The sequence below is a fragment of the Delftia sp. DT-2 genome (assembly GCF_028401915.1).
Classification (GTDB): domain Bacteria; phylum Pseudomonadota; class Gammaproteobacteria; order Burkholderiales; family Burkholderiaceae_C; genus Comamonas; species Comamonas tsuruhatensis.
Window position 1 is genome coordinate 221,692 of record NZ_JAQOTI010000004.1, and the last position, 25,156, is coordinate 246,847.

The 25,156-nt window shown below is 64.1% G+C and carries 37 protein-coding genes and 1 pseudogene; 19 read left to right on the forward strand and 19 right to left on the reverse strand.

Annotation, left to right across the window (positions count from 1 at the left end; translation table 11 throughout):
- Window positions 1-5 precede the first annotated feature (5 nt).
- From PO605_RS08270 to PO605_RS08330, 13 genes are all read right to left on the reverse strand, one after another.
- On the reverse strand, window positions 6-464 hold the full coding sequence (locus PO605_RS08270) for a hypothetical protein (protein ID WP_272206242.1): 459 nt from the start codon (window positions 462-464) through the stop codon (window positions 6-8).
- Window positions 465-477: 13 nt separating this feature from the next.
- Complete coding sequence (locus PO605_RS08275; protein ID WP_272206243.1) at window positions 478-786, reverse strand: head-tail joining protein; 309 nt, start codon at window positions 784-786, stop codon at window positions 478-480.
- Between the two features lie 17 nt (window positions 787-803).
- Window positions 804-1,160, reverse strand: a complete 357-nt coding sequence (locus tag PO605_RS08280; protein ID WP_272206244.1) for a DUF2190 family protein — start codon at window positions 1,158-1,160, stop codon at window positions 804-806.
- A gap of 41 nt (window positions 1,161-1,201) precedes the next feature.
- Window positions 1,202-3,283, reverse strand: coding sequence for a prohead protease/major capsid protein fusion protein (locus tag PO605_RS08285; protein WP_272206245.1), 2,082 nt, complete (start codon window positions 3,281-3,283; stop codon window positions 1,202-1,204).
- 53 nt (window positions 3,284-3,336) lie between these two features.
- A complete protein-coding gene (locus tag PO605_RS08290; protein WP_272206246.1) occupies window positions 3,337-4,839 on the reverse strand; it encodes a phage portal protein in 1,503 nt (500 codons plus the stop codon).
- Window positions 4,840-4,841: 2 nt separating this feature from the next.
- The gene (locus tag PO605_RS08295) at window positions 4,842-5,072 is read right to left on the reverse strand and encodes a phage head-tail joining protein (RefSeq protein ID WP_074923543.1); all 231 of its coding nucleotides are present in this window, start codon (window positions 5,070-5,072) and stop codon (window positions 4,842-4,844) included.
- Between the two features lie 53 nt (window positions 5,073-5,125).
- Window positions 5,126-5,479, reverse strand: a complete 354-nt coding sequence (locus PO605_RS08300; protein WP_272206247.1) for a helix-turn-helix domain-containing protein — start codon at window positions 5,477-5,479, stop codon at window positions 5,126-5,128.
- 4 nt (window positions 5,480-5,483) lie between these two features.
- On the reverse strand, window positions 5,484-7,580 hold the full coding sequence (locus PO605_RS08305) for a phage terminase large subunit family protein (protein ID WP_272206248.1): 2,097 nt from the start codon (window positions 7,578-7,580) through the stop codon (window positions 5,484-5,486).
- Entirely contained in the window at window positions 7,577-8,065 is a 489-nt protein-coding gene (locus PO605_RS08310; protein WP_272206249.1) for a hypothetical protein, read from the reverse strand. Before PO605_RS08310 ends, PO605_RS08305 begins: the two co-directional genes overlap by 4 nt.
- Before the next feature lie 199 nt (window positions 8,066-8,264).
- The gene (locus PO605_RS08315; RefSeq protein ID WP_272206250.1) at window positions 8,265-9,335 is read right to left on the reverse strand and encodes a YdaU family protein; all 1,071 of its coding nucleotides are present in this window, start codon (window positions 9,333-9,335) and stop codon (window positions 8,265-8,267) included.
- A 24-nt stretch (window positions 9,336-9,359) separates the two neighbouring features.
- A complete protein-coding gene (locus PO605_RS08320; RefSeq protein WP_272206251.1) occupies window positions 9,360-9,701 on the reverse strand; it encodes a hypothetical protein in 342 nt (113 codons plus the stop codon).
- Between the two features lie 29 nt (window positions 9,702-9,730).
- Window positions 9,731-10,579, reverse strand: coding sequence for a hypothetical protein (locus PO605_RS08325; RefSeq protein WP_272206252.1), 849 nt, complete (start codon window positions 10,577-10,579; stop codon window positions 9,731-9,733).
- Window positions 10,569-11,099 carry a phage regulatory CII family protein gene (locus tag PO605_RS08330; protein ID WP_051940622.1) on the reverse strand — a complete coding sequence of 177 codons (531 nt, stop codon included), beginning with the start codon at window positions 11,097-11,099 and terminating at the stop codon, window positions 10,569-10,571. The genes PO605_RS08325 and PO605_RS08330 overlap by 11 nt, the downstream gene beginning before the upstream one ends.
- Window positions 11,100-11,126: 27 nt before the next feature.
- Here PO605_RS08330 and PO605_RS08335 point away from each other — a divergent pair, with 27 nt between their 5' ends.
- A complete protein-coding gene (locus PO605_RS08335; RefSeq protein ID WP_272206253.1) occupies window positions 11,127-11,375 on the forward strand; it encodes a hypothetical protein in 249 nt (82 codons plus the stop codon).
- Window positions 11,376-11,378: 3 nt separating this feature from the next.
- Here the strand turns inward: PO605_RS08335 and PO605_RS08340 are convergent, their stop codons facing one another.
- Window positions 11,379-11,636: a helix-turn-helix domain-containing protein gene (locus tag PO605_RS08340; protein ID WP_230355130.1), complete on the reverse strand. Its 258-nt coding sequence runs from the start codon at window positions 11,634-11,636 to the stop codon at window positions 11,379-11,381.
- A gap of 85 nt (window positions 11,637-11,721) precedes the next feature.
- Between PO605_RS08340 and PO605_RS08345 the strand changes: the two genes are divergently transcribed.
- The gene (locus PO605_RS08345) at window positions 11,722-12,231 is read left to right on the forward strand and encodes a hypothetical protein (RefSeq protein WP_272206254.1); all 510 of its coding nucleotides are present in this window, start codon (window positions 11,722-11,724) and stop codon (window positions 12,229-12,231) included.
- Window position 12,232: 1 nt separating this feature from the next.
- Here PO605_RS08345 and PO605_RS08350 read toward each other — a convergent pair whose 3' ends face one another.
- Together PO605_RS08350 and PO605_RS30990 are read right to left on the reverse strand one after the other, a co-directional pair.
- Entirely contained in the window at window positions 12,233-12,481 is a 249-nt protein-coding gene (locus PO605_RS08350) for a hypothetical protein (protein ID WP_272206255.1), read from the reverse strand.
- Window positions 12,453-12,770: a helix-turn-helix domain-containing protein gene (locus tag PO605_RS30990; RefSeq protein WP_353889159.1), complete on the reverse strand. Its 318-nt coding sequence runs from the start codon at window positions 12,768-12,770 to the stop codon at window positions 12,453-12,455. Before PO605_RS30990 ends, PO605_RS08350 begins: the two co-directional genes overlap by 29 nt.
- Before the next feature lie 59 nt (window positions 12,771-12,829).
- Between PO605_RS30990 and PO605_RS08355 the strand changes: the two genes are divergently transcribed.
- The 11 genes and pseudogenes from PO605_RS08355 to PO605_RS30995 form a co-directional block, all read left to right on the forward strand.
- Window positions 12,830-12,988: a hypothetical protein gene (locus PO605_RS08355; protein ID WP_272206256.1), complete on the forward strand. Its 159-nt coding sequence runs from the start codon at window positions 12,830-12,832 to the stop codon at window positions 12,986-12,988.
- Window positions 12,989-13,138: 150 nt separating this feature from the next.
- Window positions 13,139-13,723 carry a zinc-ribbon domain-containing protein gene (locus tag PO605_RS08360; RefSeq protein ID WP_272206257.1) on the forward strand — a complete coding sequence of 195 codons (585 nt, stop codon included), beginning with the start codon at window positions 13,139-13,141 and terminating at the stop codon, window positions 13,721-13,723.
- Window positions 13,724-14,240: 517 nt separating this feature from the next.
- Window positions 14,241-14,582 (forward strand): hypothetical protein, encoded by a 342-nt coding sequence (locus PO605_RS08365; RefSeq protein ID WP_272206258.1) that lies wholly within the window; start codon window positions 14,241-14,243, stop codon window positions 14,580-14,582.
- Window positions 14,579-14,830 (forward strand): hypothetical protein, encoded by a 252-nt coding sequence (locus tag PO605_RS08370; RefSeq protein WP_272206259.1) that lies wholly within the window; start codon window positions 14,579-14,581, stop codon window positions 14,828-14,830. The genes PO605_RS08365 and PO605_RS08370 overlap by 4 nt, the downstream gene beginning before the upstream one ends.
- Before the next feature lie 28 nt (window positions 14,831-14,858).
- Window positions 14,859-15,092 (forward strand): hypothetical protein, encoded by a 234-nt coding sequence (locus tag PO605_RS08375; RefSeq protein ID WP_272206260.1) that lies wholly within the window; start codon window positions 14,859-14,861, stop codon window positions 15,090-15,092.
- 13 nt (window positions 15,093-15,105) lie between these two features.
- A complete protein-coding gene (locus PO605_RS08380; protein ID WP_272206261.1) occupies window positions 15,106-15,234 on the forward strand; it encodes a hypothetical protein in 129 nt (42 codons plus the stop codon).
- Window positions 15,212-15,427 (forward strand): hypothetical protein, encoded by a 216-nt coding sequence (locus tag PO605_RS08385; protein ID WP_272206262.1) that lies wholly within the window; start codon window positions 15,212-15,214, stop codon window positions 15,425-15,427. The genes PO605_RS08380 and PO605_RS08385 overlap by 23 nt, the downstream gene beginning before the upstream one ends.
- A 25-nt stretch (window positions 15,428-15,452) precedes the next feature.
- Window positions 15,453-15,782, forward strand: coding sequence for a hypothetical protein (locus tag PO605_RS08390; protein WP_272206263.1), 330 nt, complete (start codon window positions 15,453-15,455; stop codon window positions 15,780-15,782).
- Entirely contained in the window at window positions 15,779-16,618 is an 840-nt protein-coding gene (locus PO605_RS08395) for an HNH endonuclease signature motif containing protein (RefSeq protein ID WP_272206264.1), read from the forward strand. Before PO605_RS08390 ends, PO605_RS08395 begins: the two co-directional genes overlap by 4 nt.
- Window positions 16,578-16,931, forward strand: coding sequence for a hypothetical protein (locus PO605_RS08400; RefSeq protein ID WP_272206265.1), 354 nt, complete (start codon window positions 16,578-16,580; stop codon window positions 16,929-16,931). Before PO605_RS08395 ends, PO605_RS08400 begins: the two co-directional genes overlap by 41 nt.
- Before the next feature lie 266 nt (window positions 16,932-17,197).
- Window positions 17,198-17,272 (forward strand): annotated as a pseudogene (locus PO605_RS30995) (H-NS histone family protein); the annotation flags it as partial.
- A 105-nt stretch (window positions 17,273-17,377) separates the two neighbouring features.
- Here PO605_RS30995 and PO605_RS08405 read toward each other — a convergent pair.
- A complete protein-coding gene (locus tag PO605_RS08405; RefSeq protein WP_272206266.1) occupies window positions 17,378-17,926 on the reverse strand; it encodes a hypothetical protein in 549 nt (182 codons plus the stop codon).
- An 86-nt stretch (window positions 17,927-18,012) separates the two neighbouring features.
- Between PO605_RS08405 and PO605_RS08410 the strand changes: the two genes are divergently transcribed.
- Window positions 18,013-19,062: a phage Gp37/Gp68 family protein gene (locus PO605_RS08410; protein WP_272206267.1), complete on the forward strand. Its 1,050-nt coding sequence runs from the start codon at window positions 18,013-18,015 to the stop codon at window positions 19,060-19,062.
- Between the two features lie 41 nt (window positions 19,063-19,103).
- Here PO605_RS08410 and PO605_RS08415 read toward each other — a convergent pair whose 3' ends face one another.
- Entirely contained in the window at window positions 19,104-19,712 is a 609-nt protein-coding gene (locus PO605_RS08415; protein ID WP_272206268.1) for a hypothetical protein, read from the reverse strand.
- A 98-nt stretch (window positions 19,713-19,810) separates the two neighbouring features.
- Here PO605_RS08415 and PO605_RS08420 point away from each other — a divergent pair, with 98 nt between their 5' ends.
- The 5 genes from PO605_RS08420 (at window position 19,811) to PO605_RS08440 (ending at window position 24,067) form a co-directional block, all read left to right on the forward strand.
- A complete protein-coding gene (locus PO605_RS08420; RefSeq protein ID WP_272206269.1) occupies window positions 19,811-21,649 on the forward strand; it encodes a DNA cytosine methyltransferase in 1,839 nt (612 codons plus the stop codon).
- Window positions 21,650-21,854: 205 nt separating this feature from the next.
- Window positions 21,855-22,910 carry a hypothetical protein gene (locus PO605_RS08425; protein ID WP_272206270.1) on the forward strand — a complete coding sequence of 352 codons (1,056 nt, stop codon included), beginning with the start codon at window positions 21,855-21,857 and terminating at the stop codon, window positions 22,908-22,910.
- Window positions 22,903-23,151 (forward strand): hypothetical protein, encoded by a 249-nt coding sequence (locus tag PO605_RS08430; RefSeq protein WP_272206271.1) that lies wholly within the window; start codon window positions 22,903-22,905, stop codon window positions 23,149-23,151. The genes PO605_RS08425 and PO605_RS08430 overlap by 8 nt, the downstream gene beginning before the upstream one ends.
- Window positions 23,148-23,816 (forward strand): hypothetical protein, encoded by a 669-nt coding sequence (locus PO605_RS08435; RefSeq protein ID WP_272206272.1) that lies wholly within the window; start codon window positions 23,148-23,150, stop codon window positions 23,814-23,816. The genes PO605_RS08430 and PO605_RS08435 overlap by 4 nt, the downstream gene beginning before the upstream one ends.
- A complete protein-coding gene (locus tag PO605_RS08440) occupies window positions 23,813-24,067 on the forward strand; it encodes a helix-turn-helix domain-containing protein (protein WP_272206273.1) in 255 nt (84 codons plus the stop codon). Before PO605_RS08435 ends, PO605_RS08440 begins: the two co-directional genes overlap by 4 nt.
- Here the strand turns inward: PO605_RS08440 and PO605_RS08445 are convergent.
- On the reverse strand, window positions 24,014-25,132 hold the full coding sequence (locus PO605_RS08445; protein ID WP_272206274.1) for a site-specific integrase: 1,119 nt from the start codon (window positions 25,130-25,132) through the stop codon (window positions 24,014-24,016). The genes PO605_RS08440 and PO605_RS08445 overlap by 54 nt on opposite strands.
- Window positions 25,133-25,156: the final 24 nt, after the last annotated feature.

A 25,156-nucleotide genomic window follows, 5' to 3' on the forward strand; every position in this document is an offset into this window, starting at 1 on the left:
TCCTTTCAGGGATGGGATGCCGGGCCGCGCGGAGCGCCCTCGGCGGTGAGGTATCGGCACAGCCACATGCCGCGCACGATGTAGATGGGCTGGGTAGCGGCGTCGTCCCACTGCCCCCGGATGCCGCGCAGGCGCGGTGGCGCAATCAGCAGGCCGGGGAGCACGCCGCCCGCAGCAGGCCCCATGCGCTCCTCGATCTGCGCATGCAGCTCCATGGCCTGCTCGCGTGCCTGCTCGCCCGTGGCGATGCTGGTGACATCGACCAGGAATTCCCGGTGCAGCGTGGCCAGGCCACCGCGCCCGCCCGAGAGGGGTTCGATGCCTTCGTCTGCCGCGCTGATATCAATGGCTGGCAGGGCACTTACCGGGTATGCGTTGCGACCTTCGACGCGAACCTTGTCTCCAGCCAGGGTGGCCGCGAGCACAAGATCCACCCGCCAGGCGGCCAGGATCTGCTGTTGCATGTGCTGCGCCATGTCAGGCCTCCTCCAGCTGCAGCAGCAGCCAGCCGGACTCGTCGGGCTGGGGCGGCTCGGCGATCCGGTAGTTGACCTGGTCAATCTCGATGGGCTCGCCCTGGGCGATGCCTGGCACCATGTCAGCGGGCAGCCGGCAGGCCAGGACGTAGGCACCCACCATCCCCAGGGCCTCGCGCGGGCCGCGCCGCAGGATGACGCCGAAGGGCTCGCCGCCCTGCCAGACAGCCACCGCATTGGCGTGGTGCCGCTGCTGGGCAGAGCGCACGCGCCCTGCCCGCTCGGCGCCTGGGATGAGGAGGAAAGTCATGCCAGTACCCGCTCCGCTTAGGCGACCGTGCCGATGACGCCGGGCAGGCAGACGGCGCCCTGCGTGGCCGCGCTGTCGGCCGCCTCGAAGGCGAACGCCGCCCCCGTCACGTCGCCGGCCGTGGTCGCGCCGCCAACGGCGAACGCGCCGGTTTCGACATCCCAGCGCAGGGGCTGGCCCTGCGTCCACGCGGTGCCTGCCGCCTTGGGCAGGACAAAGACGCCCACGCGCTCGGCGTTGTAGGGCTCTCCGACCTGGGCCGGGCCATTGGCCACGGCGAGGATGGCACCGATGGCCACGGGCTGGCCTGCAGCCACTGCGGCGGCGGCCGCCAGGACCTCGATGACGTGGCCGCGCTGTTGGTAGTTTTTCATGGGTTGAACTCCTGAAAGCGTGTGTATGGATGGCTGCGCGCTCAGGCGCCGTTGCTCTTGGCCAGGCCATGCCAGTCCAGGCACTTGGCCGCAAAGTCCAGGCTGGCCCGCAGCTTCACGCCGTCCACGTCTTCGCTGGAGAAGGTCTCGGTGCGCAGACCCTCGTAGCCGTCCACGTAGGCGTACTCGACGGTGTCGATCTGGCCGGCGCGGGCCGCCAGGTAGAAGGCGGTGGTGGACACGTCATCCAGCAGCGGCTCCACGATGGGCTCCAGCGCCGTGCGGCCGCCCGTGCGGAACTCGTTGATGTCGCCCGCCTTGGTGGGCTGGTAGTTGGGGCTGGTGTACTGGTAGGCCAGGGTTTCCAGGTCGGAGGGGACCAGCAGGTAGGCAGGAGCGATGTTCAGCGTCTCTTCGTCCCGGCCCTTTTGCTTGCGCATCAGCGTGCGCAGGCTGGACAGTGCTTCCAGCGAGAACTTGGACCCTGCGCCGGTCAGCAGGTTGTTGTGCTCGGCATCGAACAGCGGCTCGCCATCGGACATGTCCGGGTTATTGAGGATCTGGCCATAGACCAGGCGGTTTTCGAGGCTCCGCGCTGCGGCAGCAAATTTGGTCCCTGTGCGTGTCAGGGAGTCCAGATCGTCATTGACGATCATCTGGCGGGTGATGGCCAGCGAGCGGCCGAACGTGAAGGCGCGGTAGCCCGTGACATCCTCGGAAAGGCTGCCGTAGGTGTACTCGCCGTGCTCATTGAGCTTCTTGAGTTCGACATCACCGCCCACGCCGATGGCCTGGCGGATGCGGAAGTCCGGCAGGTTGGAGGCACGGCGCGCCCACAGCTGGTAGGTGCTGGGCGCCTCGTCATAGGCCGCACGCAGCACGCGCTGGCCCACGCCACCGAGCAGCGCAGGGAAGTCGCCCGTGCCCAGCATGCCGGAGCGCACACGCAGCGCCACGTTGACGATCTCGGCGCGGCTCATGCCGCGCGTCTTCTGGCCCAAGCCCTCGACCACCTCGCGCGCCATCTCCACCATGGTCATGGCGCGGTACTGGCGGCCATTGTCATCCAGCTGGGCGCCGGGGTTCAGGCGGTGCATGAGCGCGTTTTCAATGCCGCGCATGCGGTTCTCGTGCTCATCGCCCACGGTGCGGATGGAGGTCGTGGGGCCAGTGGCCTGCTCCTGGCTGCGCTGGTCCAGCGCGCTCAGCACAGCGGCACGGGCCTGATCCATGGTGGACTGGTTGCGCAGCAGTTCGGTCTGCAGATCGGCCAGGTTGTGACGCTGGCACAGCGCAACGATGTCGGCGGCGCGCTGGCCATCGAACGCACCAGCAGGCGCGGGCTGCGGGGCACCCTCGCCCTGGCGGTTCTGCGGGACCTGAGAGACGTTGGCGGGCGCGGCGCCCGGGGTGGTGTTGGCGGTCTGGCCGCCTTCACCGGCTGGGATGGCTTGGGGCATACGTTGGTGCTCCTGAGTGGTGGGTTGGGCGGCTGCCCGTTGAAAGAACTCGCACGGCATGCCGCCTTGGGGCGCTGCACCGGACGGGGCCTGGGAAGTGGGCGCGCTGCGCGTGCCGGCGTTGGGGTCGGCAGGCACAGTGACGAAAGAGATTTCCTGCGGGGTCCAGGCGACTGCGCGGTAGAGATCGACGTTGATGCCGTCCGTGCGGTCCTGGGCGCGGGTGATTTCGTAGCGCTGCACGCTGTAGCCGAAGCTGATGGCGCGGATGATTCCGGCGCGGATGTCGGCCACGATGCCGGCCAGCTCGGGACGCTGGCTCAGCCGGATCACGGCCCGGCCTTCGCCACCTTCGATCCAGCCCCGTACAGCGATGCCAAGGATGGCGGCGACACCGCCGTAGCTGCGGTGGCCGTCCAGCACCTGGACCGTGCCGGCGTCGAAGCGGGCCATGTCCACGGCTTCGGGGGTGATCTGCAGGTCCTCGTCGTAGGGACGGTCGTTCCAATAGTCGTAGCGGCGCACCTTGGCGCCCGTGGTCCAGACCACCTCAACCGTGCCCTCGGCCTCGTTGTAGGTGTCAGGGACCAGGCTTGCGGCACGCGTCTGCACCGGCAAATCGTGGACCTGGGGCGCGGAAGATTGGGCGTTGGCTTGTGGCATGGCGCTCAGTTTTCCGGTTTGACTGTCTCAAATCCCGGAAAACTGAGACGATTTCACTTCTGCCCCTGCCCCTCCATCTGGGCCACCAGGTCAATGGGGTTCTGCGCACCCCACAGCGCGGCCAGCAAAGGCAGAATGCCGCGCTCTCGCAGCCGCACCAGGTCGCTCTCCAGCTCCGTGAAAACGTCCTCAGGGTCATAGCCCCGGCGCCGGATCACTTCGCTGATGCTCTGCATGCCGCCCTTGACAGCGCTCAGGTCGCTGGCCACGTCCTGCACAGGATTCGGGCTGGCCCAGCGGGGCGTGCTCCAGTCCGGCGCCTGCACATTGGCCGGCACCGTGGCCACCAGATCCACCGCTGCCACGAACCACCGCGCAATGGGCGCGCACAGGCGCGGCACGGTGACGCGCCACTGCTCGGATTCGACCTCGGCCCGGAACTGGTTCATGGACATGCGTGAGGTGCTGAAATTCACCTCGGTCAGGTCGCCCGTCATCAGCTCGTAGGGGCACCGGTAGCCTGCGGCCACTTCCTTCCAGCCCCCTTTCATGTAGTCGCCAAAGCCCGGCACAGCCTTGGGCTCGATGAAGGTGGGATTGGTCATGCCTGGCGGCAGGCCCACGATGCCGCCGCCAGCAAGATCGCCCAGGTCCATCAGGCCAGGCTTTTGCCCTGCGGCCTCGTCTGGCAGCGGTGGCGGCATGCCACCATCCCCACCCATCTCGGCCAGCACCCCCATGCGCGATTCCAGCTGCTTGCGCTGCAGCTCGGAGTCACCGTAGGTATGCAGATCACGCACCTTGGCGATGATGGGCGCCAGGCGCGTGATGCCGTCCTGCTGGCCAGCGCGCTCGGGGTCGAAGAAGTGGATGATTTCCTCGGCCGGCACACGCTGGCTGGTGCCGCTTCGGCCCAAGGTCCACATGCCGGCATCACCGGGGTGGCGGTCGAATAGGTAATAGGCCAGGCGCTGCCCGCGCTTGTCGTACTCGATGCCCCGGATGATCTCGCGCCCGCCGGCCAGCACGCCGTTGCGCTCCACGTCCAAGAAATCGATCTCCAGCAGCTGCAGCTTGAGCGGCACCGTGGAGCCCATGCGCTGGATGTGCTTTCGGATGAGCACGGCGCCGTCCACGTCGCGCGTGCGCTCGGCCTTGTACTGCAGGCCGTAGAAGTCGAGCAGGCCGTCGTAGTCGGCATGGGGCACCCACTCGCGCCAGCGTTTGGCCAGGCCCTCGTCGGCCCACACGGGCACGATGCCCTGGCCCACGCGCATGGCGAGCACGGCATTGACGGCGCGCACGATGTTCGGCACGTTCTGCGCAAGTGAACGCGCACGCATGCGCAGCTCGCGCGCATCGGCGGCGTGGTCTGCCGTGGGGCTGGCCCCGGAACGCTTGACACGCCAGCCATCGGCACGGCTGGCGCCCTCGTAGGCGCGCACCAGCATTTCCCGGGCAACCTGGCGGCGCACGCCCTGCGCGGGCGAGAAATAGCCGACAACGCGGTCGACCAGCGTAGGGGATGCCCTGCGGGCCACGGTACGGCGCTGCATGGTCAGCGGTCCCGCAGGCCGGCGAAGCGAAAGCGCGCCACCAGGGCGCGCGGCTGGCCGGTGCCAGCCACGGCTGAAATCTGCGTCTGCAGATCCCGGCGCGCGGCCTTCATCTCATCCAGGCTGCGATAGGTGACCGAGGCGCCATCCTCGGTCGTGATGGTGCGCTCGCCACTGTGGATGGCGGCATTGAGGCGCGCGAGGCGCATCTGGAGGTCTTGGAGCGTGCTCATATGCCGCACGCTACCGGGGCAACTGTCTCATTTCCCGGAAACCTGAGACGGTTTCAGCCGGGCTGCTTCAGGTGCCGGTACACGGTGGCACGGCTGATGCCCAGCGTGCGCGCCACGGCCGTGGCATTGCGCCCATTCCACAGCCGCAGCACCTGCCGACGCTCCTCTGCCTTGTCTCCCGAGGACCTGGCAGGGATGTAGGCATCCTGGCCGGCGAACTCACGGCGCAGCTGAAGCTGGACACGCTCCATCGCGGCTGGGCTGCCGCGCAGCTCAGGCAGCAGCTCCACCAGATAGTCAAACATACGATCCACCAGATCGGGCGCGAAATCGGCCTCTGGCATGGCGGGACTCTTGGCCGCATCGGGGGCCATGTGGGGTGCTGGGGCGTTGGTCTTTGGGGTCATGGTGCTACCAGGAGCGGGAGAAACCGCCGTTGCGGCGAACGGGTGCCGCACGGCGCGGCGCGGGGGCCGGCGCACGGGGCGCGGTGGAGGCGGAAACGGGTGGCGCGTCCGACGTGGGCGCAACCGTGGGCGCCGGCGGCGCCACGCTGGCGGGCGCCTCGGGTGGGCTGAAGAGGTCGCGCGCAGGCTGCACCATCTGCTCGACCTGCGACCAGCGCGCATCGGTGTACTTGTGCAGACCCTGGGCCATGGCCGCGTGGATGGCGTAGTTGCGGCAGTCCAGATCCTCATTGCGCTGGCGGCGCTTGACCCAGCGGTAGGCCTCGCGGCCCTGGACCTTGGCCAGGATGCGCTGCTCTGCGGTCAGTTGCTCGAAGAATTCGCGCGGCAGGTCCTCGCTGAAGTGCACGCAACCCGGGCCGGCGTCGGTGATAGCGAGTTGGCCCAGCAGCAGATCCTTGGCGTTGTCCACGCCCACCAGCCAGAGCTTGATGCCCTGCTTGATCTTCTGGCCGCGCCAGTCCAGGTCCTGCATGCTGGCCGGACCCACGATAGGCCGGTTGTCGTTGTTGTCGCCCTTGATCGCGCGCAGGTTGGGCAGCATGTGCTGGTGCGTGCGGACGTAGTTGTAGACCGCCTGCGTCTGGTCCGACGAGTCGATGCTGATGGCGCTCAGTCCCAGGCTGCCACCGTGCCAGGCCTGGCGGTAGCGGCGCTGCAGGTAAGCGGTCACGGGCGCCCAGTCGCCTTCGCTGGAAGGATTCCCCTCGATGATGTGGCGGTCCACGATCCAGCTTTCCATGCCACGGCCCCATGCCCAGACGTTGATCTGCCACCAGGTGCGCTGCACGTCCACGCCAGCCGTCAGCACCAGGCCACCCACGGGCACCGTGCCGATGGCATAGGGTTCGGCGCGGGCTTGCAGCACATGGTCGTCGGTGCCTTCGCCCTTGAGCTCCCAGGCCTGGCCCAGGGTTTCGTTCGTGAACGAGGTCATGGGGCCTGCATCGCCCTCCTGCAGGGCGCGGTGGGCCTTCTCGAACTCGTCCACGATGGACGCCCAGGTGCGCTGCGGGCTGTAGGCGGCCCAGATGTGGACGCCCAGCGTGCGCGGCGGCCTGCAAGGCGTGCCATCGGCAGCGCGCCAGATCCGGTCTGCACCGAAGCGGCGGCCAGACCTCCGGCACACCCAGGCGCCCGTCAGCGGCCAGCCGCCCGGCAGGTACTCGGCCTGGCTGATGGACTCCCGGCAGTGGGGGCACATGTGGCGCACAGTCTCGTGCTTGCCGGCCTCCCACTTGAAGCCGTGCATGGCCTCCTTGCCGCCCCAGGTCAGCGGGTGCTCGGCCTCGCAGCGCGGGCACTCGATCAGGTAATCGACCTCGTCCTCGGAATCCTCACAGGCGCGGCTGACGTGGCACAGGCCCTTGATGCCGGGCGTGCTGCCGCCGATGAACTTGGGGTAAGGAGCGCCCTCCAGCCGGCCCTTGGCCAAGGTGCCGGGCGAGCCCGCCGACTTGTCCTTGCTGCCCCCGATGGTCTGGTCGAACGCCGTCCATTCGTCCAGGATGGCCACGGCCACCGTGATCCGGCGGTAGGCCCGTGCCGCCTTGCCGCCCAGCAGGTGCAGCACGCTGTCGCGGAAAGGCTTGTACTTGATGGTCTCCTCGACCCGGCTGCCCTGCTTGCGGGCCGCGATCACCGAGGGCACGCCGTCCTTGCTGTCCAGCAGAGGCTCGATCTCGGTCTTGACGAAGCTGTCACGGTCGTCGTCCGTGGGTTGCCACAGCGCCTGCTTGCGGCGGCGGTGCGCGATGTTGTAGCAGACGAAGGCGGTGATCATCTTCGAGTAGCCGACGCGCTTGGACTTCTTGACGGCCAGTTCCTCGATGCGGTCATCGGACATGAAGTCCAAGATTCCGATCTGGAACGGCCAGGCCACCCAACCGCCCTTCTGGTGGCTGGATTCGCCAGCCAGCAGGAAATTGTCGGCAGCCCATTCGGACAGGGTCTGCGGCGGATCGGCCCGCAGGCTGGACAGGCCCAGCTGCGCGGCGGCCTGGATGGCGGAAATCGCCTCTCTCGACAGGGGTGCGCTCAAAATGCGGCCTCCTCGTCCAGCTCATCCTCGTCGGGCGCTTCAGCCATGGCCGCCACGCGCTCGCCGATCAGCTTGGACGTGACGCGGATCCACTCGTTTCGGGCATCGGCCAGCACGCGCAACACCGTGACGCGGGCATCCTCGGGCAGATCCGGGCAGGCCTTGCGCAGCTGGCCTTCGATCTGGTCCATGCGGTCCACCACGGCCGAGCTGGCCAGGCCCAGCACGTCCGCCAGGGCGCCGATGGGCGCGAATTCGCCACGGGCGACGGCATTTTTCAGGTCTTGGGCCTCGCGCTGCGAGCGCGCCAGCGCCGCACGCTCCTGGACCAGGTCCAGACCGCCCAAACCGGCCGATGCACGGCCCGCCGCCTGGTCGCGCAGGCGCTCGCAGTATCCCAGCAGCCATTCGTGGCCCGAATCGCCCCGGACGATCACGCCTTCGTTCACCAGCTGGCTCACGCGGGCCTCGCTGACACCGATCAAATCCGCGAATTCTGCTTGCGAAATAGGAGCATCAAAGTAAGGCAGGATCTTCACTTAACCCCCTTAGGAAGGTTGCGCAACAGTCCGAGAGCGCGGCTCGAATTACCCGCTTCCAAGGGGGCCAAAAAGGACCCGCGATCCTGCCTTTTTTTTGAGCACATCGAGAGGGGCGCCGCCGCGCCGATGAGGGCGAGCACCGTCATGCCGACACCCCCTGACGCTCGGCCAGCAGCGCATGCACCGCCCCCTCGTAGTCCGCAAAAGCCCGTCGCAGGCCCTGCCCCGCTCGCGCATCGCACCAGTCGTCGTAGCCCGGCATGCCCAGGCTGGCCGCCATGCCCTCGACCCCGCTGCGTGTGTCAGCCCAGTTGTCGGGCTGCTGCCCTTCGCCTGCCGCAGATGCCAGCATCACCACGTCCCTCCAACGCTGCTCACGCACCCAGCGCAGAAGACTGGGGCAGGCCTTGCCATCCTTCGCCGCCAGCAGTCCACGCTGCTGCTCAGCGGCAGCCAGCAACTCCTCGGCCGTCACGTCGCCACGGGCGATGGCATCGGCCACGGCGTCGGCCACGTCCACCAACCGGGTGCGCCGATGCTCCGGGAAGCTGCCTGCAAGTGCCGTGGCGATAGCCAATCCACCGTTCGCCCCCCCTGCAGGGGGGTTGGGGGGTATGTATTGGTTTTGGTTCTGGTTCTGGTTACCCGTGTCATCGCCGTGACGAGGCGTGACACCACCCGTGACATCACCGTGACGTGGCGTGACATTGCCCGTATCACCACCGAGCCAGTCCGTGCCATTAAGCGTGACACTGGTGTCTGTCACGACGATCCCATGCTGACGGCACAGGGCCATCAACTCTGCCGCCTTGGCCTTGGCAGCGGGCACCACACCCAGGGCACGCAACGCAGAAAAGATAGCACTACGCCTAGCCCTGCTGCGCTTCTGCCGCAGGTGCTCATTGCTCTTGACCTCTTCTCGCCCCTCCTGCTGCTGGCGGAACTGAGCCACGATCTGCTCACATTCAGCGTTCTGATATCGGCCATCAGGCTGGAGTGTGAAGAACTCGGACAGCACGAACTGCAGGGCATCGATCTCTTCCGGCGACCGACACAGCAGGCGCCGCGCCAGCAGATCGAAGCTGGAGCCGTCCAGTGCCTGCTCGGTGTCACAGTACATGTCACGCATGTCACGGTAGATGGCACGTTCCAGCCGTGACAAGTGCCGTGTCGCGGTGTTGAAGTCGCCGATGTGGTGGGGGTAGTGATTCATGCCTGCTCAACCTTCGATATCAAATCAATCCGTCAACGTCGCCTGCTGCAGGCGGCAGCGCACAGGCTTGACCAGGCGATGCGGCGGCAGGGAACAGGCCCGTGCCGCCACCTCCTCCACGCGCTTGGCCGCAACCAGTGCATTGACCGTGCTGGCCACGCTGGAGATCTCCAGCCATTCGCCCGTGCACTCGTTGTGAAAGTCCCTCAGCTCGCGCCGGCTCAGGGCGGGCTGCCCCCGGCGGTGGGCCTCGGCCAGGCTGCTGTACAGCCGTTCGTTGAGGCGCACCCGCGTGGCATTGCCAATGGCAGAAAACGAATCCGCCTTGGTGTCATGCGTGGTCACCTGATGGGTGGTGTGTTGCATGTCTATCTCTCCTGATATCAGCCGGGCCGTCAGCCCTGACTGGCTTTCTTGAATGCGTCGTAGACGCGGCCACGGACCCAGCGGGGAATCAGCTCATCGATGCCCGAGCGCTTGCGCACCCCGTCCAGGCTGATGCGGGGCTTGTAGTTGCCGCCGCGCACGAACATCAGCACCGGCCGCACGTCTGCGCCACCAGTGCCGGTCACCGCCCAGATGCCAGGCGGCAGGTTGGATGCGCGCTTGTCGTATTCGCCGCGCGCAGTGGCCCGTGCACCGCCGCGCAGACGGCCATAGGCCACGATGTAGCGGATGCCCTTCACCGGCCCCATGAAGCGCGCACCCTTGCCACCACGCTGGTGCAAGGCCTGCATGCGCCCCTTGGTCATGTTGGCCCGGTAGCCCTGCTCGCCGAAGGCCTGGAAGTAGGCAATCAGCTGTACCAGGGTCGAGCCCTTGAGATTCCCGCGCCCGTCGTCGCTGCCCGGGAATGGCGTGGCGGGAATCGCGGTCTGGTAGCCAATGGGCAAGATGCCTGCCGTGCGCAGCGCCTTCTCACTGCGCTTGTCACGGCGCCGGCCCCCATCCTCTTGCGCGGCCAGGATCTGCTGCGGGTCCACGCCCTTGCCACCCATGTAGGTAGGCGCCACCAGCGCATTAAGGTCGCCGGCCGTGGCCTTCTTGACCACCTGCACCGACTGCAGCACGTAGCCCGTGGGCCGGTCGAAAACGCTCTGCATCTCAGCGCGCATGGCGTTCTTCACACGGCCCACACCCATGTTGATGGCCTCGGCCGTGGCCTGAGCAATCTGCCCGCCATCGAGGCCGGCCAGGGCACGCTTGTACCGATCACCGCCCTCAGGCTTGATATCAATACGCATTGCCACCTCCAGGGGTGTCGGCCAGGCGTTGCTGTGCCGAACGCGCCAGGTACTGCGCCATGACCGTGAGTTCCTGCACCTGGCGGTCAAGCCGCCGCACCGCATTGCGCGACGGCTGGCGGTGCGCATCAGCTGCAGCGCGCGTGACCTCGGCCACGGCGGACTGGAAGTGCATGAAGGCCTCCACCGGGTCCCCCTCGGCCTGGTCTGGCAGGGCGCGCCGGCACTCGTACCCCAGCTGGCTGGCCATGGCATGCAGCACAGCCGCATTGCCCGTGACCACCTGCAGCTGCACGGCCTCGCGCAGGGTCAGGTGGTGCGTTTCGTTGTTGGTGTTGAGCTTGTGCTGCAGCGTGCCGGCGTTGATGCCCATGCGCACGGCCAGTGCCTTGACACCGCCCTGGCTGGTCTGCGCCGTCAGGTAGGCCGCGTCCAGCACATCCATGCCGGCGGCAATGTCGGCTTGGGGATCGGATTCGACATAGCCAGGGGCGATGCCAACTGAGAAAGTTGCACTCATCAGCACAACCCCTTGCGAGCCATCGACATGACCCACAACACAACACCCGCAACGCCCACAGCAGACAACATCGGCAGCCCCCAATGGGCGCAGGCCCTGGAGCTGTTCCTGGGCCAGATGATCGAAGTCCTGGAAGGCGAAGGCCGAGCCGGTTTCAGCGCGGGCGCGCTGGCGCGGTGGAGCGAACTGTGCTGCCGGCGTATGCAGGAGACTGGGAGCGCGGCACCGGAGGTGATTGCACAGCTGCGAGCACTAGTCGCACAAACCACGCGATGAGCTTTAGGCATGTGAAGCCTCGCCCACGCTCCGAGCTTCGCCTGTGCAGGTAGGCAACTCGACATCGCCATACACATGCTCCAGCGATATGGCGAGACCAAGCCCACGAGCGAACTCAACGATCCGCCGGGCGCGACCAGGCGACGGCTCAGTCTGACCACGCTCGTACTGGGCGATGTTGCTTTGAGTGCAACCAATCCCATCAGCAAATGCCTGCTGAGTGATCTGTAGAAGCGCGCGTATAGCTTTAACGTTGCTCATCGCAACATAGTAGCGGCACTTCTAGATAAGGTCAACAGTGGCACTTCTTTGCGAATTCAAGTAGTTCTACTACTGTCAAAGAGTCATGACCAACAGGAAAGCCATCGTCACCGACGAGCACCGCCAGGAGGCGCTGCTGCTCGCCGACTTGTGGGAACGCCTCCCGCACACTAGCCAAGCGGTCTTCGGGGAGCAGCACGGCATCGGCAGCCAGAGTGCTGTTGGCCAATTTCTGCGAGGAGACACACCTCTTAGCCTGAAGGCGGCTGCTGGATTCGCAGAAGGCTTAGGTTGCAAAATTAGAGATTTCAGCCCCAGACTGGCTGAACAAGCAATTCACTTTGCCGGTCTTGCTGGAACAAGTGATTCGCCAGCAAGCATTGCAGATCTGAGCAAATTTGAGATTCAGTTGATACTAATGGTCAGGTCGATGACTAAAGAGTCTGTCGATGCAATTAGTAAGCTGGCTCAAGAGCTTTACAAAAGCTCTCAGCATGCCATCGCCCCTGCCGGATCTTCTCCTCTTGGGACACCTGCCAAGCCCAAATCAGTCAAATCAGCTAGTAAGCGACACAAAGAAACGGCTGATCACTAGCTCAGTGGCGAATGATCCTACCGCGCGAGCATTGTGGATCATCGTGCCACTGACATGCGGGGATGTACATGGTGGAACGCTCCTTGATGAGCGCACCCAGTGCGATCAACTCCTCAAGCTCTTGAGCGGTAATCCGTTCCGCCAATCTAGCTACAGCCTCAATATATAAATCAGTGACGAACCGAGGAGTCGGCAATTTCTCCTGGTAGTTCTCTATTAGTTCAGCTATCTGCGTCGCATCTTTCGCCATTTTTCATTCTTTCAAATAGTGGCTGGGTTAGGCACTGCTTTTGCAAAAATTCACTAAATTGCACTTGCTCGAATGGTTGACCAAATAATAACGAGTGTGCGCAGGCGCAGTACAGAATCGCCAAATCACCGAGCTGAATAGCAGTGGGACAACTCAATCCTCTCTCCCACTTTGAGACCACCTGCCTAGAAACCCGCAACGTATCTGCTGCATGCTCTTGCGATAGACATGCCGCCTGGCGAGCAGACTTCAAACGTTGGCCAAGAAAGAGCTTTAGGTCAGTGGTCATGTGTATACCTGTTCTTTTATACAGTGTTGCACAGCCCTACACCGAAAGCAACCCCCTTCATGCATATGCAACCCAGCGTTGCGCAACGCTGGGTTGCGCAACGCAACGCAAGGTTGCGCAACGCCAAGTTGCACTGCTGGAATCGAGCCGCCAACACTGAAAACATTGCTACAGATTTATTTTTTTCATCCCAAAAAGAAGTGGCACTGTTGCAATAACTAAGAAGTGCCACTACTATCACCCCTGTGCCGCGACTTCGCTGCACGGGCACCATGGCATCGGCCGGGCAAGCCCCGCCCCTTAACAAGAGAGTGGTGACAGCTGCGCGCTTGCTACCATCCCCCTACGCAACCAGACGAGGGGGACAGATGGCATTGATCAAGTGCGCCGAGTGCGGCAAGGAAATCAGCGACAAGGCTGCGGCCTGCATAGGGTGCGGGGCGCCCATCAACCCCACCCCTCACCGGACAGAGCCCCAAGCGAAGCGCGAGCCCTCTGCGCTTGCCAAAAGCCTTGGCTACGGAGAATCCAAGGGCGAGGAACAGTACGGGAACATCTTCCCCGACATGCAACAAAAGGCGCCCCAGTCAAAGGCCGCCCAGGTGATCGGCTGGGGACTCACAATCGCCACAGTTGCACTGATCGGCTCCTGCATGTTCGGCAGCAGGGGCAAGTCAAGCTCCAACGGAATCAGCGACTCACGCGCACTCAGCTTGTGCAAAGAAGGCATACGCTTGGTGTCTCGCGATCCAGACAAGGCGCAGATCCCATATGCCGAATCCGAGCGCATAGGGCCGGACTACGTGTTCACCTGGACCAATGGCACCAACACCATCCGCCTGCGCAACGGCTTTGGACTCGAAGTTCCAGCCAGCGCCCGATGCTCGGTGAATGCAGCGCTCGGAAAGATTTCCAGCCTCACGGTCAACGGCAACACGATCATCAGCCAGTAGGCTGCAGCAGTCACCACTCTCGCCCTGCGAAATAAACGAGACCAGCACCCCACGCTGTGAAGCATGGGGCTGCCTTCGGAGCCCTGCTTTCGCCCAGGCCGGCAGGCGCCCACTCCAATCACTGGAGCTGCGGCGCGAAGACCTGAAAACCCCCTTGCGGCCCAGCGCGGCCGATTTCACTGAGCGCGTGACTACGACCGCCAGGGGATGACCTCGTTTTTCGAGGCGCCCACACACCGCAGCCATGGCGGGTAATGGCTGAAGCACTGCCGGCTGTCGGGCTGACCGCCAGCAGCGCGCCCGCCCTGCGCAACGCAGGGCAAACCCAAGCGTCTTGGGTTGCAGGGCGCTTCGGTTTGATGCCGCGCATCCGCCCTCTCAAGCACTTCGCCTTTGGATGCACATGCGGCCTTCTTTTCGCCGGGCCTGGGTTCTTCTTCGCAACCACCAGCCATCTCGCCCACGCAGCCGCCACGCGGCACCGGCCCTTTTCTTCGTCCACCACTGGAGATCTGCCATGGCAAATGCCATCCCACCGCGTCGCCCACCTTGCAAGCCAAGGGCCGAGCATCTGAGCATGCCCTACCCGGAATTGCCTGGCTCACATCACCCAGCTTTCTGGCTCGCCGCCTATTTCCGGGATCTGGCGGAAACCGCAGCCTTGGATCAGCTCTGCAAACGCAGCCACGCAAAGCGCGGCCCCGGCACGGACAACGTTACCCAACTTGCTCTCTATGGAGCGCGCACCAAGCAGACAGATGAAACGAGTGCGTCTGCAGCACGAACCCGGGATGACGGCATGCTGCTCTACGCCTGGCCGGGCACCACGTTTTTCGACGCGGCCACGCAGCACCAATGAGCCCGCCGTACCCCGAGACACCGTCGCCAGCACCACCAGGCCCGTTCTGGTTGGCCACCTACTTCCGCGACCTGGCCGAAGGCGCCGTGATGGAGCGCGAGGGCGACGGCCAACCCCTGATCTGGAGCGCATGCGCGCTGCTGAGCAACGCGGGATATGCGGCGCTGGACGAGGCCAGGCACAGCGGAATGCTGCTCTACGCCTGGTGCGGCACCACCTTCTTTGACCAACCAACGGCCCGCCACTGAGCGGGCCGTTTGCATGCCGGAGACCCACATGCAACTCGCCCGCATCACGCACCCCACGACACCGCTCACAGATCGCGCCTTCATCTACCGCCGCAGCGAAGCCACCAACGTGGCAGAGACGTTTGCCAAGGCACGCGAGCAGTTGGCCAGCGCTGCAGCTACTGCCACTGCGCCCAAGCGCCGCAGCCGCAAAGCCAGCGCCGCAGATGCGCCCAGCGCGCCCAGGCTCCAGCAGATACCGCTGGAACTGCCATCCCTCTGATCACTGGAGTCACATGCGCACCTTCACCATCAAATGCGGCTGCACGCAGCAGCAATTCGTCGGCGCCTGCACGCAAGACGCATGCGCCTGGGCTCAGGAGCAATTCGGAGGCCGGCCCTATGTCGTCATCTGCCACCGCTGACCGCGAACACCACTGGGCCAGCGATTGGCACTACGCGCTGCGCCACGCCGTCGCCCTGGCCGACGCCCACGCACTGGCCGCACAGCACGCAAGCCGGCCACCCGTCACCCAGCTCGCCGCGTGGGCCGTCCAGTTCGACCGCTCGCGCGACCAGATCCACCGCCTTCTGCACCTTGACGGAACTCCGTCCTAACCCCACCGCACCACAGGAGACCACCATGGCCCGCCAGATCATCATTGCCATTTCCGCCGACGACGAGGGCCGCGTTGCCCTGACCACCAACCTGCCCCGCCCCATGCCTGGGCGCGGCCTGCACACCGAGGACGCAGCTGCCCTTGAGCTGCTGCGCATGGCCCAGCAACTGCCCAACCTCGAAACCACCACCTACGACGCCAACCACCTGGCGCCGGATGTCGCCGAAGCCTTCGACCTGATCCGCGAGCTGATCAACCCCGATGGCTACGGCTACTCGGTCACCGCCGAAGTCGGCAACCACGCACGCCGCGTGCTGCAGATCAAGGGGCAGCAGGTCGGTCTCCCGATATGAGCAAGAACACGCCATGGCGGGCCGAGGATGACGCCTACCTGCGGGCGCACTACCCCACCCAGCCTACGGCCGACGTCGCTGCGCACCTGCAGCGCTCGGCCAGGCATGTGCAGCAGCGCGCCTATGACCTGGGCGTGAAAAAGGCATCCGGCGCCAAGACCCTGCGCACTGGCCGCTGGACGCACCTTGATGACCTGCTGCAGCTGCTGTATGCCGATATGCTCAACGAGGACCTGGGCGAGCTGCTGGGCATGCCCATGCAGGACATCGCCACTCGGGCCAGCCGCCTGGGACTGCACAAAAGCCCTGCAGCGCTGTCCCAGACCTACAGCACCTCCATGCTGCGCCAGGGCCGGCGGCAGGGCCAGTTCACCGCTGGATTCAAGCCATGGAATAAAGGCTTGCACGGATACAGCGTGGAGCTGGGACGAAGCCATTTCAAGGCCGGCAACCGGCCGCCCACATGGGTCCCCGTGGGCTCAGAGCGCTGGACCACGCCGCCCCGAGCGCTGCCCCATGCAGCCCGCTACCTCAAGCGCAAGGTGGCAGAGCCAAACCGCTGGGCGCTGGTGCACCGCATCGTGTGGGAGCAGCACCACGGCCCTATCCCGGAGGGACATGCCGTCATCTTCCATGACGGAGACACCTCCAATTTCGACATCAACAACCTGCGCTGCATCTCACGCGCAGAGCTGTCCCGCAGCAACGGGGCTGCAGTCCCCGTCGACCTGCTGCCCGTGTGGGAGCTCACACGCCAGCTGGACCATGAGATCAAGGAAATTGAGAAAGCCGAGCATGACCACCACCACAACCGACACCCAGCCCACGCAGCCTGAAACCAGCGGCATGGGCCAACTGCAATCGCTGCTGCTCCAGACCATCAAGGATCTGCGCAGCGGCGCCACCACGCCGCAGATCGCCCGTGCCATCACCGACATCGGCCAGACCCTGGTTGCCAGCTCTCGGGCGGAGATCGAGTTCGCGCGGATCACCAAGGCCTCTCGCGTGGGATTTCTTGACTCGCCAGCGCTGCAGGCTGCGCTCCCAAGGCCCACGGCAGACGGGTCCGGCCACACCACGCCATTGCCACCGGGCCAGCACTGGCAAGGCCTGGTCCACCGCACCAGCGACGATGAGCCCACGCGATGACTCAGCATCAGCCCAAAGGCTCCATGTGCCAAACCTGCTGCGGTGGCAGCCGAGCCTGCGCCACGCTGCCCTTTGCCTCCATGCCCGTCATCAAGGCATATCCGGACGGCGTCAAGGCGGTGAAGTGCAGCGCCCACCAGCCGGCTGCCTGTTCGCCCTCGCGGCTCTGCTTAAGCTGCGGTGCGACGGTCCCTGCCAAGCTTGCCGAAGGCGAAGGCCTACCCTGCGGTCATTGAGCCGATTGCTGCAACGTCCCGCACCACTGGACCGGCCGGGGCAAGCCGCCGAACTGGATCGAAGGCAAGGATCGCGCGCCTTTCGAGATCAATCCTCCCGCCTGACGCAGCGAGTGCTTTCCTAATATTCACAGCAGAATTATTCTCCTACTCTAATGCTCTGATGGAGATAAATAATTCTCCAATTAAACGATATTACAAAAACCAAAATCACAACCTCCACTCTTCTTCAGAAAAATTTACTCCAGGATAAGATTTACTCACAATCCCTTCAACTTTATCGACGTGAGCAACTAGCCTTTTTATAATGATCATTGCTTCCGGCAGCTTAGTGTCATCTTTTGCCAGAACGTCACACAACAGGGCCAACTGTGTTGCGATTAATCTGGATGTCTCAAACGCATGAAGCCATTTACCGTTAAGAACTTCCACTGGAATTGCAAGGCCTACTGCCAACGTCTCTTTCAGAAAAGCTTGATGACGCATCATTTCTAACTCTTCTACAACCTCCACTTTACCCAAGATCCTTGCACAAGATAAAACATTACTCGCAAAAACTTTAACCCTAATTACCGCAGATTTTTTCAATCGCAGTTGATTGCTGCTTTCTTGAATTTTTGATAAGTAAAACGCCCCCAATATTGCTAGCACCGCGCCTATCGCTTGCATCCAACCAGACCATTCCGCTTTCGTCATGCATGACCACCAGCGTTGAATTTGCCAGTCTCCCCATAGTAGACAAATCTCATTAGCTTCCATCGCCCTCTCCTTTCATGAGCGGCGAATCCTAACCTCCCACAGCCCGTTTGGCAGTCGCCTCTCGGGCTTTTTGCATGGAACCCACAATGTCTGAGAACAGCAAGATCGAATGGACCGACCACACGTTCAACCCCTGGGAAGGCTGCCAGAAGGTGAGCCCGGGCTGCGACCACTGCTACGCCGAGACCCGCAATGCGCGGTTTGCCGGCGGCCAGGCCGTTAACTGGGGCCCAGGCGCGCCGCGCCGCCGCACCAGCCCCGCCACCTGGGCCATGCCGCGCCGCTGGAACGCTCAGGCCGACGCATTCATGGTGCAGCATGGCCGCCGACAGCGCGTGTTCTGCGCATCGCTTGCTGATGTGTTCGACAACGCTGTTGATCCGCAGTGGCGCGCCGACCTCTTCGCGCTCATCCGCGACACACCCGATCTGGATTGGCTGCTGCTGACCAAGCGCATCGGCAACGTGCCCGCGATGGTAGCCATCATCCCCGGATGGCTGCCTGACAACGTTTGGCTGGGTGCGACGATCACCAGCCAGAGCGAGGCCGACCGCGACATCCCAAAGCTGCTGGCAGTGCCTGCGCGCGTGCGATTCCTCTCCATGGAGCCCCTGCTGGGACCCGTAGACCTGACGGTCATCGACATCAATGGTGACTGCGAGATCTACCCGCTGCGCGGCACCACGCAATGCGTCAACGAGGAGCATGAGCCGGCGCCGGATCTGCCTGCGCTGGACTGGGTGATCGTCGGCGGCGAGAGCGGCCCAGGTGCGCGGCCCATGCATCCCGACTGGGCACGCAGCCTGCGCGACCAGTGCAATACGGCCGGCGTGCCCTTCCTGTTCAAGCAGTGGGGCGAGTGGCGGCCTATCTCACAGATGAGCGAAGGCGAGGACCGCACGCTGTGGCGGTCCCGTGTGATTGCGAAGCCCCACGAGGACCAAGCCAATCTGGATGACATCTATGGCCGTGTGTGCACTACCGAGAGCACGGCGCTTCACCTGGACAGCAGCGTGCACCACTTCCATGAGCCGAATGCTTTCCCGCCCGGCGCCATGACGATGTACCGGGTCGGCAAAAAGGCCGCAGGCCGCCAGATGGACGGACGCACCTGGGACGAGACGCCCGCCAGCTGATTCGAGGCATGAGGACAGCTCATGGGCGCTGTCTTCAAAGCTCAACTCTTGGCTTGGCGTAGAGAAAGACGAACTTTACAAACAATTAGTGCGTGATGACATACGGCTAGTAGCTCATCCAGTCTGTTAAGAGTATCAAGTGATGGGTCCTCAAACTCTAGCTTCAACAAACTCGAAGCTTGTAGAACTTTCTGTAAGTCGATGGCAACCCTGGTATCTGGCAAGTCCCAGTATGGGTAGTCCATTAATTGCTTGGTTGACAAATCCAATATACCAAGAATGCTTGTTATTGCTGATTGTTTAGTTGATTTAGTTGCAATGGCAGTAATATACAACCTCTTGGCAGCAACCATTTCCTTCAAAGACGAGATTATAAATATTGCTCTTTCCAAAACTGCAATTTCGTTATCCTTCTTTATCGCAGCGGTGCTTTTCTTTGCCTCACGTAATTGATAATTCGTTTGCCACCAAACACCAATGATGGCTCCGATGGCTCCTATCGATTGGAACCAGCTAGCCAATTCGGATGAATTACTAGGAAGCCAACCCGATAAACCCGGGAATGCCATCAACAGAGCTGCGATAACGATTAGCGCGCATAGAGCACTGATAAACCATAGTGCGGCATCGAATTTCACGCGAATTTCCATATCTCCTCCTGTGCTGCACATGGTAGGCGATTACCCCCCGGAAGCCCTCCCGGCGCATGCCGCGAGGGCTTTTTTTGGCCCAAATTTAGAGGAGCAGCATGCTTACCCCTCAATTCCTCCTGCCCTTGGCGGCAAAGCTGGTGATCGACCTGTTTGCCGGTGGTGGCGGCGCATCGACCGGCATAGAACAGGCGATAGGCCGGCCCGTCGATGTCGCCATCAACCACGACGCCGATGCCATCGGCATGCACGAGGTCAACCACCCGCAGACCAGGCACTACCGTTCCGACATCCGCGAAGTGGATCCGCTGGCCGTGACACGCGGCGAGATGGTGGGCCTCCTCCACGCTTCACCCGACTGCACGCATCACAGCCAGGCCCTGGGCGGCCAGCCCCGCAACGGGGAAATCCGCTCGCTTGCCTGGATCGTCATCCGCTGGGCCGGCAAGACCCAGCCCGATGTCATCACGCTGGAGAACGTCGAGCAGATGATGCAGTGGTCCCCGCTGATCGCGAAGCGCGATCCCGCCACCGGCCGCGTCATCACGCTGGACCGCATCACGGACCCCGCCACGGGAAAAGCCACCTTCCGCGTAGCCGAACCCGGCGAGGTGGTGCCGCGTGGCAATCAGTTCCTGGTGCCGGACCCCAAGCACAAGGGCCGCAACTGGCGCCACTTCATCCAGGCCCTGCGCGACCTGGGCTACAAGGTGGAATGGCGGGTGATCTGCAACGCCACCCTGGGCTCACGCAGCACCCGCACACGGCTGTACCTGATCGCCCGCCGCGACGGACTGCCCATCGTCTGGCCAGCGCAGACGCACTGGAAGAACCCGAAGCCGGGCCAGAAGCCATTCCGCCAAGCAGCCGAGTGCATCGACTGGAGCATCCCCGGGCAAAGCATCTTCGGGCGCAAGAAGGAACTGGCGCCGGCCACCATGCGGCGGATCGCGCATGGCCTGGACAAGTTTGTGCTGAACAGCCCCCAGCCGTTCATCGTGAACATGGCCCACGGCGGGAAGATCGAAATGCTCGACAGGCCCATGAGCACCATCGCCACGGAAAAAGGCGGCTGCCGTGCCCTGGTGTCGCCCACCCTGATCCAGATGGGCTACGGCGAAGCCAAGGGCCAGGCCCCGCGCGTGCTCGACCTGTCCCAACCCCTGGGCACGGCCGTGGCCGGCGGCATCAAACACGCCGTCAGCTCGGCATACCTGGTGCAGGCCGGGCACGGCGAGGGCAAGGACGGTGGCAAGCGCTGGAGCCACGGCGCCAACGACATCCGGGGGCCGCTGGGCACCGTGACGGCCAGCGGCGGTGGGCAGAGCCTGGCATCAGCCTTCATGGTCCAGGCCAACGACGGGTTCAACACCACGCCGGCCCGCGACCTGCGCGACCCTGTATCGACCGTGACCACCAGCGGCAGCCAGCAGCAGCTGATCGCCGCCCACCTGTGCACGCTGCGCAGGAACAGCGTGGGCCGCGACATGCGCGAGCCTGTGCCCACGGTCACAGCCGGGGCCGAGCACCATGCCCTGATCCAGTACCACCTGTCGCCCGAGCAGGAGGCCGGCGCTCTGCGCTGCGCCGCCTTCCTGATGCGCTACCACGCCAGCGGTGGCCAGTGGGCGGACCTGCGCGACCCCATGACCACGATCACCACGCGCGACCGCCTGGCGCTCGTGACCGTGTGGCTCAAGGGCGAGCCCTGGGTGATCGTGGATATCACGCTGCGCATGCTGGTGCCGCGTGAGCTCTACAACGCTCAGGATTTCCCCCCTGGCTACGTCATCGACCGGACCGCCTCCGGCAAACCCCTGACGAAAACCGCCCAGGTAAAGATGGTGGGCAACTCCGTGAGCCCCGTGCCCATGGAGCAAATCGTCTCGCTGAACTCTCCCGAGTCCACGGCCTGGCAACTGCGCCGGGCCGCCTGATCCCACCAACCCGGCCCGCCAAGCGCGGGCCGACCTGTTTTCGCATGACCCCGACCCATCTCCAGGCCGCGTGCCAGCAGCTGCTACAGCGCGCAGGCCACTTCATCAACACCACCGCAGCGCATTGGCAGCTGCTCACCAAGGAAGCCTCATGACAGCAATCACGACAGCCGCACACATTGACGCCCAGACGCAAGAGGATCTGATGCGCCAAGCAGGCATATGGATAGAGCACTCGACGCTGATTGAAGACGACATGCCGGCGCGGCCACTGGCGGCCGTGCAAGCCGAGAAGCATCAGTTGGACCGCTACACGCAACTGGTAGCAGCCCGCGCCGCCGAGCATGCTCCTCAGTGCCTGGCCCAAATCGAGGAGCCCGCAACCCTGGCCGGCACCACTATCGAGCAGTACGCCCGCATGTTCAACGCAGCCTGTGAGGCCCTGGGCCAGATCAGCGACTGCCTGGGCATCAATTCGGACATCAACCCAGGCGCCGAACCCATCATCGCCGCCATTGAGCAGCTGCGCGCTGGCGGCCCGCATCCTGTGCTGGACGACCGCTGGAAGGCCCGCATGCTCGACGGCCGCGCGCCAGAGCGCGACGAGATGGGCCTGGGCGATCACCCCGATCTCCCTTGGCTGGACGAAGGCATGATGCCGCGCAGCTTCTTCGCCGCGCTGGGTCTGGAGCTGGCCCGCACGATGGCCGAGGACCAGCTCGACGCCGACGCTCTCGAAGCCATGAGTGAGGCCGTCAACTGGACCGACTGGCAGCCGACCTCACCACAGGGTGACGGCTGGAAGCTGGTTTCCATCTTCGACACCGAGGACGGGCCCGCTGCGTGGTGGCTGCGCGAGTTGCCCGAAGCCGAAGACGGCACCACGACCATCAGCAAGCTGCAGACCGAGGCCGGGCGACTGCAGAAGGCAATCAACGAGCTGGCCGGCATGTTCCATGACCAGATCGTCGGCCAGCAGGCCGCCTTTATCGAGTGGCAGCACGGCGCCGGCGCGGAGGCTGCTATGGGATGGATCGAGAACGGCCTCTGCGGCCCTGGCCACATTCCCGATGAGGACGCCCCCTATGGCAAGGAGGCACAGGCCTGGTTCGACGCCAACAAGCACGAACCTTTCCCTGCATGCCCGTGCGGACGGCCCTCAAACATTCTCTGGATGGGCAAAGGCTTCTGCTGCAACACGCACTACGACGAGGCCTTCAAGGCCCACCAGGCCGCCAAGGGGGAGCACGGCAATGGCTGACGCGCACGACGAATTCCTCAAGGCTTTCGACCGGCTGCTGGAAGAGCACGGCATTGCCGATGCCATGTCCATCGCAACTGGCACCTTCGTGTCGCTGGTTGTTGGCTTTGCCAAACACAACGGCCATGCCGATGACCTGCCGATCACGATCAAGGGCACAGACCGCAACAGCGGGCACCGCCGCGACATCACGATCCACCCCGCAAAGCCGCGCGCCACGGCCCACAAGGAGAGCACATGAAAGAACGACCGATACTGTTTTCGGCGCCGATGGTTCGCGCCCTGCTGGCCGGCACGAAGACCCAGACGCGCCGCGTCGTGAAGCCGCAGCCCGACTCCACGCACAGCGGCTATCCGTACTGGAACATTGGCGGATACCGCGCATCGTGGTGCCGCAGCGCGGCGGACGGCGGTCCGCTGGAGCCCGCGAACCCGCTGCTCTGCCGCTATGGGCAGCCAGGCGACCGGCTGTGGGTGCGCGAGACGTGGTGCCGCAAGTGGGACGACGAGCGCGGCTTCCTGGACGAGTGCTGGTATCGCGCATCGAACCCGGACGTGGTCAGCGTGGACGCCATGGAGAAATCGCCCTGGAAGCCCAGCATCCACATGCCCCGCTGGGCCAGCCGCATCCTGCTGGAGATCACCAGTGTGCGCATTGAGCGCCTGCAGGACATCAGCCACGAGGATGCCCGCGCCGAGGGCCTGGAGTGCATGGCAGGCGCCCCGGAGTGCGGCTATCGCAACTACCTGGACAAGACCAGCCAGGACTGGACGCTGAGCCCGCGCGAATCGTTCCAGAGCCTCTGGGAATCGATCAATGGCCCGGCCAGCTGGAGCGCTAACCCTTGGGTGTGGCCGCTCGACCTCCGGCGCCTCCTGAACCAACAGCAAGGACAAAAACAATGAGCAACACTGACACCCTGAACCTCCGCGAAGCTGCGGACATACTCAAGGTTCACGTCAAAACAGCTGAAGACATGGCCCGCGAAGGGAAAATTCCGGCTGCAAAAATTGGCCGGGCGTATGTCTTCATGCGCCGCGACGTGGTGCGCTTCGCCGAGCAGGTGATCAACAAGCAAACCGCCGACCGCATACTCAAGCGCTCACCAAAGCGCGTTCGCAAGGTCAGTGCCCCGGAGGTTCGCGTAGCGCATTAGCATGCGCTGCGTCTTGTGGCCTGTGATCTTCATGATCTGCGTCTCGCTCAGCGAGGTCCGCTCAAACAGGCGGCTGGTCGCTTCGTGACGCAGATCATGGAATCTCAGGCCATTGGCGCCGGCCTGCTCCATGATTCCAGCGTACAAGCTCGACAGGTAGTCCGTGGTGGCATGCAGGTCTTCATCGCGCTTCGACCACCACGGGAAAATCAGTGCCTGCGGGCTGGGCAAATCCAGGCCCTGCAGGTAGCTCTCAAGCACTCCAACTGCCACCGATGACAGGGGAACCTGCCTCTTGTCACCGTTCTTGGTCTTGTCCAAAAACACCGTTCGCCGTGGCAGGTCCACCTGCCCGAGCGTCAGCGTGTACATCTCGCGCATTCGCATTGCCGTCTCCACGGCCAGGACGAACAGGCATCGCAACGCTGCCTGGTGCTCCAGTTTCAGCGGCCGCTGCCTTCGCGCGAGAACTCCCCCATCAATAACAGCCAACACGGCCTCATACTCGCCGCGCTCCAGGCGCCGGTCACGCTCCACATCGGTGCGAGCGCCACCTTCTGCAAGCGCGGCATCCGTCTTTGTGTACTGGGCATATCCGTCTGGCAACGTGCGTAGCGGATGGTCCGGCAGGGACAGCAGCCCCTTTCGCATGCCCCAGTCCGTGCACCTGGCCAGTGCCCCTACCTTGGCACGGATGGTGGCCGGCGCCAGGTTCTCCACCCTCTTCATTTCCGAAATCCAGCCATCGACCCAAGCCGAATTGATCTCGCTCAGCGGGTAATGGCCACGGCTGTCCAGGATGGTGCCGAGGGCACTTCGATCTTTCGGCGACGGATGCGCATCGCGCTCGTACTCGCGCACCAGCTCCTTGATTGTCAGCACCACCTCAGCCTTTTGGTGCTCGGCGGGCACGATGCCCCGTGACAGCAGGGCATCCAGCCTGGCTGCATATTCATCGCCCTCGGCCTCTGTTGCGAAGGTCAAATAGAGCGGTTTGTCCAGCACGCCCCGGCGCTTGAACGTGTACTGCCAGGTGCCATTCGGGAACTGTTTCTTGCCTGCCAAGCCGGCCTCCGATCTGCTGCAAAT

Excerpts from the sequence above, each read along its gene's own strand:
- PO605_RS08270 (WP_272206242.1), bottom strand. The coding sequence starts at position 464 with ATGCAACAGCAGATCCTGGCCGCCTGGCGGGTGGATCTTGTGCTCGCG.
- PO605_RS08275 (WP_272206243.1), bottom strand. The coding sequence starts at position 786 with ATGACTTTCCTCCTCATCCCAGGCGCCGAGCGGGCAGGGCGCGTGCGC.
- PO605_RS08280 (WP_272206244.1), bottom strand. The coding sequence starts at position 1,160 with ATGAAAAACTACCAACAGCGCGGCCACGTCATCGAGGTCCTGGCGGCC.
- PO605_RS08285 (WP_272206245.1), bottom strand. The coding sequence starts at position 3,283 with ATGCCACAAGCCAACGCCCAATCTTCCGCGCCCCAGGTCCACGATTTG.
- PO605_RS08290 (WP_272206246.1), bottom strand. The coding sequence starts at position 4,839 with ATGCAGCGCCGTACCGTGGCCCGCAGGGCATCCCCTACGCTGGTCGAC.
- PO605_RS08295 (WP_074923543.1), bottom strand. The coding sequence starts at position 5,072 with ATGAGCACGCTCCAAGACCTCCAGATGCGCCTCGCGCGCCTCAATGCC.
- PO605_RS08300 (WP_272206247.1), bottom strand. The coding sequence starts at position 5,479 with ATGACCCCAAAGACCAACGCCCCAGCACCCCACATGGCCCCCGATGCG.
- PO605_RS08315 (WP_272206250.1), bottom strand. The coding sequence starts at position 9,335 with ATGAATCACTACCCCCACCACATCGGCGACTTCAACACCGCGACACGG.
- PO605_RS08320 (WP_272206251.1), bottom strand. The coding sequence starts at position 9,701 with ATGCAACACACCACCCATCAGGTGACCACGCATGACACCAAGGCGGAT.
- PO605_RS08325 (WP_272206252.1), bottom strand. The coding sequence starts at position 10,579 with ATGCGTATTGATATCAAGCCTGAGGGCGGTGATCGGTACAAGCGTGCC.
- PO605_RS08330 (WP_051940622.1), bottom strand. The coding sequence starts at position 11,099 with ATGAGTGCAACTTTCTCAGTTGGCATCGCCCCTGGCTATGTCGAATCC.
- PO605_RS08335 (WP_272206253.1), top strand. The coding sequence starts at position 11,127 with ATGACCCACAACACAACACCCGCAACGCCCACAGCAGACAACATCGGC.
- PO605_RS08340 (WP_230355130.1), bottom strand. The coding sequence starts at position 11,636 with ATGAGCAACGTTAAAGCTATACGCGCGCTTCTACAGATCACTCAGCAG.
- PO605_RS08345 (WP_272206254.1), top strand. The coding sequence starts at position 11,722 with ATGACCAACAGGAAAGCCATCGTCACCGACGAGCACCGCCAGGAGGCG.
- PO605_RS08350 (WP_272206255.1), bottom strand. The coding sequence starts at position 12,481 with ATGGCGAAAGATGCGACGCAGATAGCTGAACTAATAGAGAACTACCAG.
- PO605_RS30990 (WP_353889159.1), bottom strand. The coding sequence starts at position 12,770 with ATGACCACTGACCTAAAGCTCTTTCTTGGCCAACGTTTGAAGTCTGCT.
- PO605_RS08355 (WP_272206256.1), top strand. The coding sequence starts at position 12,830 with ATGCATATGCAACCCAGCGTTGCGCAACGCTGGGTTGCGCAACGCAAC.
- PO605_RS08360 (WP_272206257.1), top strand. The coding sequence starts at position 13,139 with ATGGCATTGATCAAGTGCGCCGAGTGCGGCAAGGAAATCAGCGACAAG.
- PO605_RS08365 (WP_272206258.1), top strand. The coding sequence starts at position 14,241 with ATGGCAAATGCCATCCCACCGCGTCGCCCACCTTGCAAGCCAAGGGCC.
- PO605_RS08370 (WP_272206259.1), top strand. The coding sequence starts at position 14,579 with ATGAGCCCGCCGTACCCCGAGACACCGTCGCCAGCACCACCAGGCCCG.
- PO605_RS08375 (WP_272206260.1), top strand. The coding sequence starts at position 14,859 with ATGCAACTCGCCCGCATCACGCACCCCACGACACCGCTCACAGATCGC.
- PO605_RS08380 (WP_272206261.1), top strand. The coding sequence starts at position 15,106 with ATGCGCACCTTCACCATCAAATGCGGCTGCACGCAGCAGCAATTCGTC.
- PO605_RS08385 (WP_272206262.1), top strand. The coding sequence starts at position 15,212 with ATGTCGTCATCTGCCACCGCTGACCGCGAACACCACTGGGCCAGCGAT.
- PO605_RS08390 (WP_272206263.1), top strand. The coding sequence starts at position 15,453 with ATGGCCCGCCAGATCATCATTGCCATTTCCGCCGACGACGAGGGCCGC.
- PO605_RS08395 (WP_272206264.1), top strand. The coding sequence starts at position 15,779 with ATGAGCAAGAACACGCCATGGCGGGCCGAGGATGACGCCTACCTGCGG.
- PO605_RS08400 (WP_272206265.1), top strand. The coding sequence starts at position 16,578 with ATGACCACCACCACAACCGACACCCAGCCCACGCAGCCTGAAACCAGC.
- PO605_RS08405 (WP_272206266.1), bottom strand. The coding sequence starts at position 17,926 with ATGGAAGCTAATGAGATTTGTCTACTATGGGGAGACTGGCAAATTCAA.
- PO605_RS08410 (WP_272206267.1), top strand. The coding sequence starts at position 18,013 with ATGTCTGAGAACAGCAAGATCGAATGGACCGACCACACGTTCAACCCC.
- PO605_RS08415 (WP_272206268.1), bottom strand. The coding sequence starts at position 19,712 with ATGGAAATTCGCGTGAAATTCGATGCCGCACTATGGTTTATCAGTGCT.
- PO605_RS08420 (WP_272206269.1), top strand. The coding sequence starts at position 19,811 with ATGCTTACCCCTCAATTCCTCCTGCCCTTGGCGGCAAAGCTGGTGATC.
- PO605_RS08425 (WP_272206270.1), top strand. The coding sequence starts at position 21,855 with ATGCGCCAAGCAGGCATATGGATAGAGCACTCGACGCTGATTGAAGAC.
- PO605_RS08430 (WP_272206271.1), top strand. The coding sequence starts at position 22,903 with ATGGCTGACGCGCACGACGAATTCCTCAAGGCTTTCGACCGGCTGCTG.
- PO605_RS08435 (WP_272206272.1), top strand. The coding sequence starts at position 23,148 with ATGAAAGAACGACCGATACTGTTTTCGGCGCCGATGGTTCGCGCCCTG.
- PO605_RS08440 (WP_272206273.1), top strand. The coding sequence starts at position 23,813 with ATGAGCAACACTGACACCCTGAACCTCCGCGAAGCTGCGGACATACTC.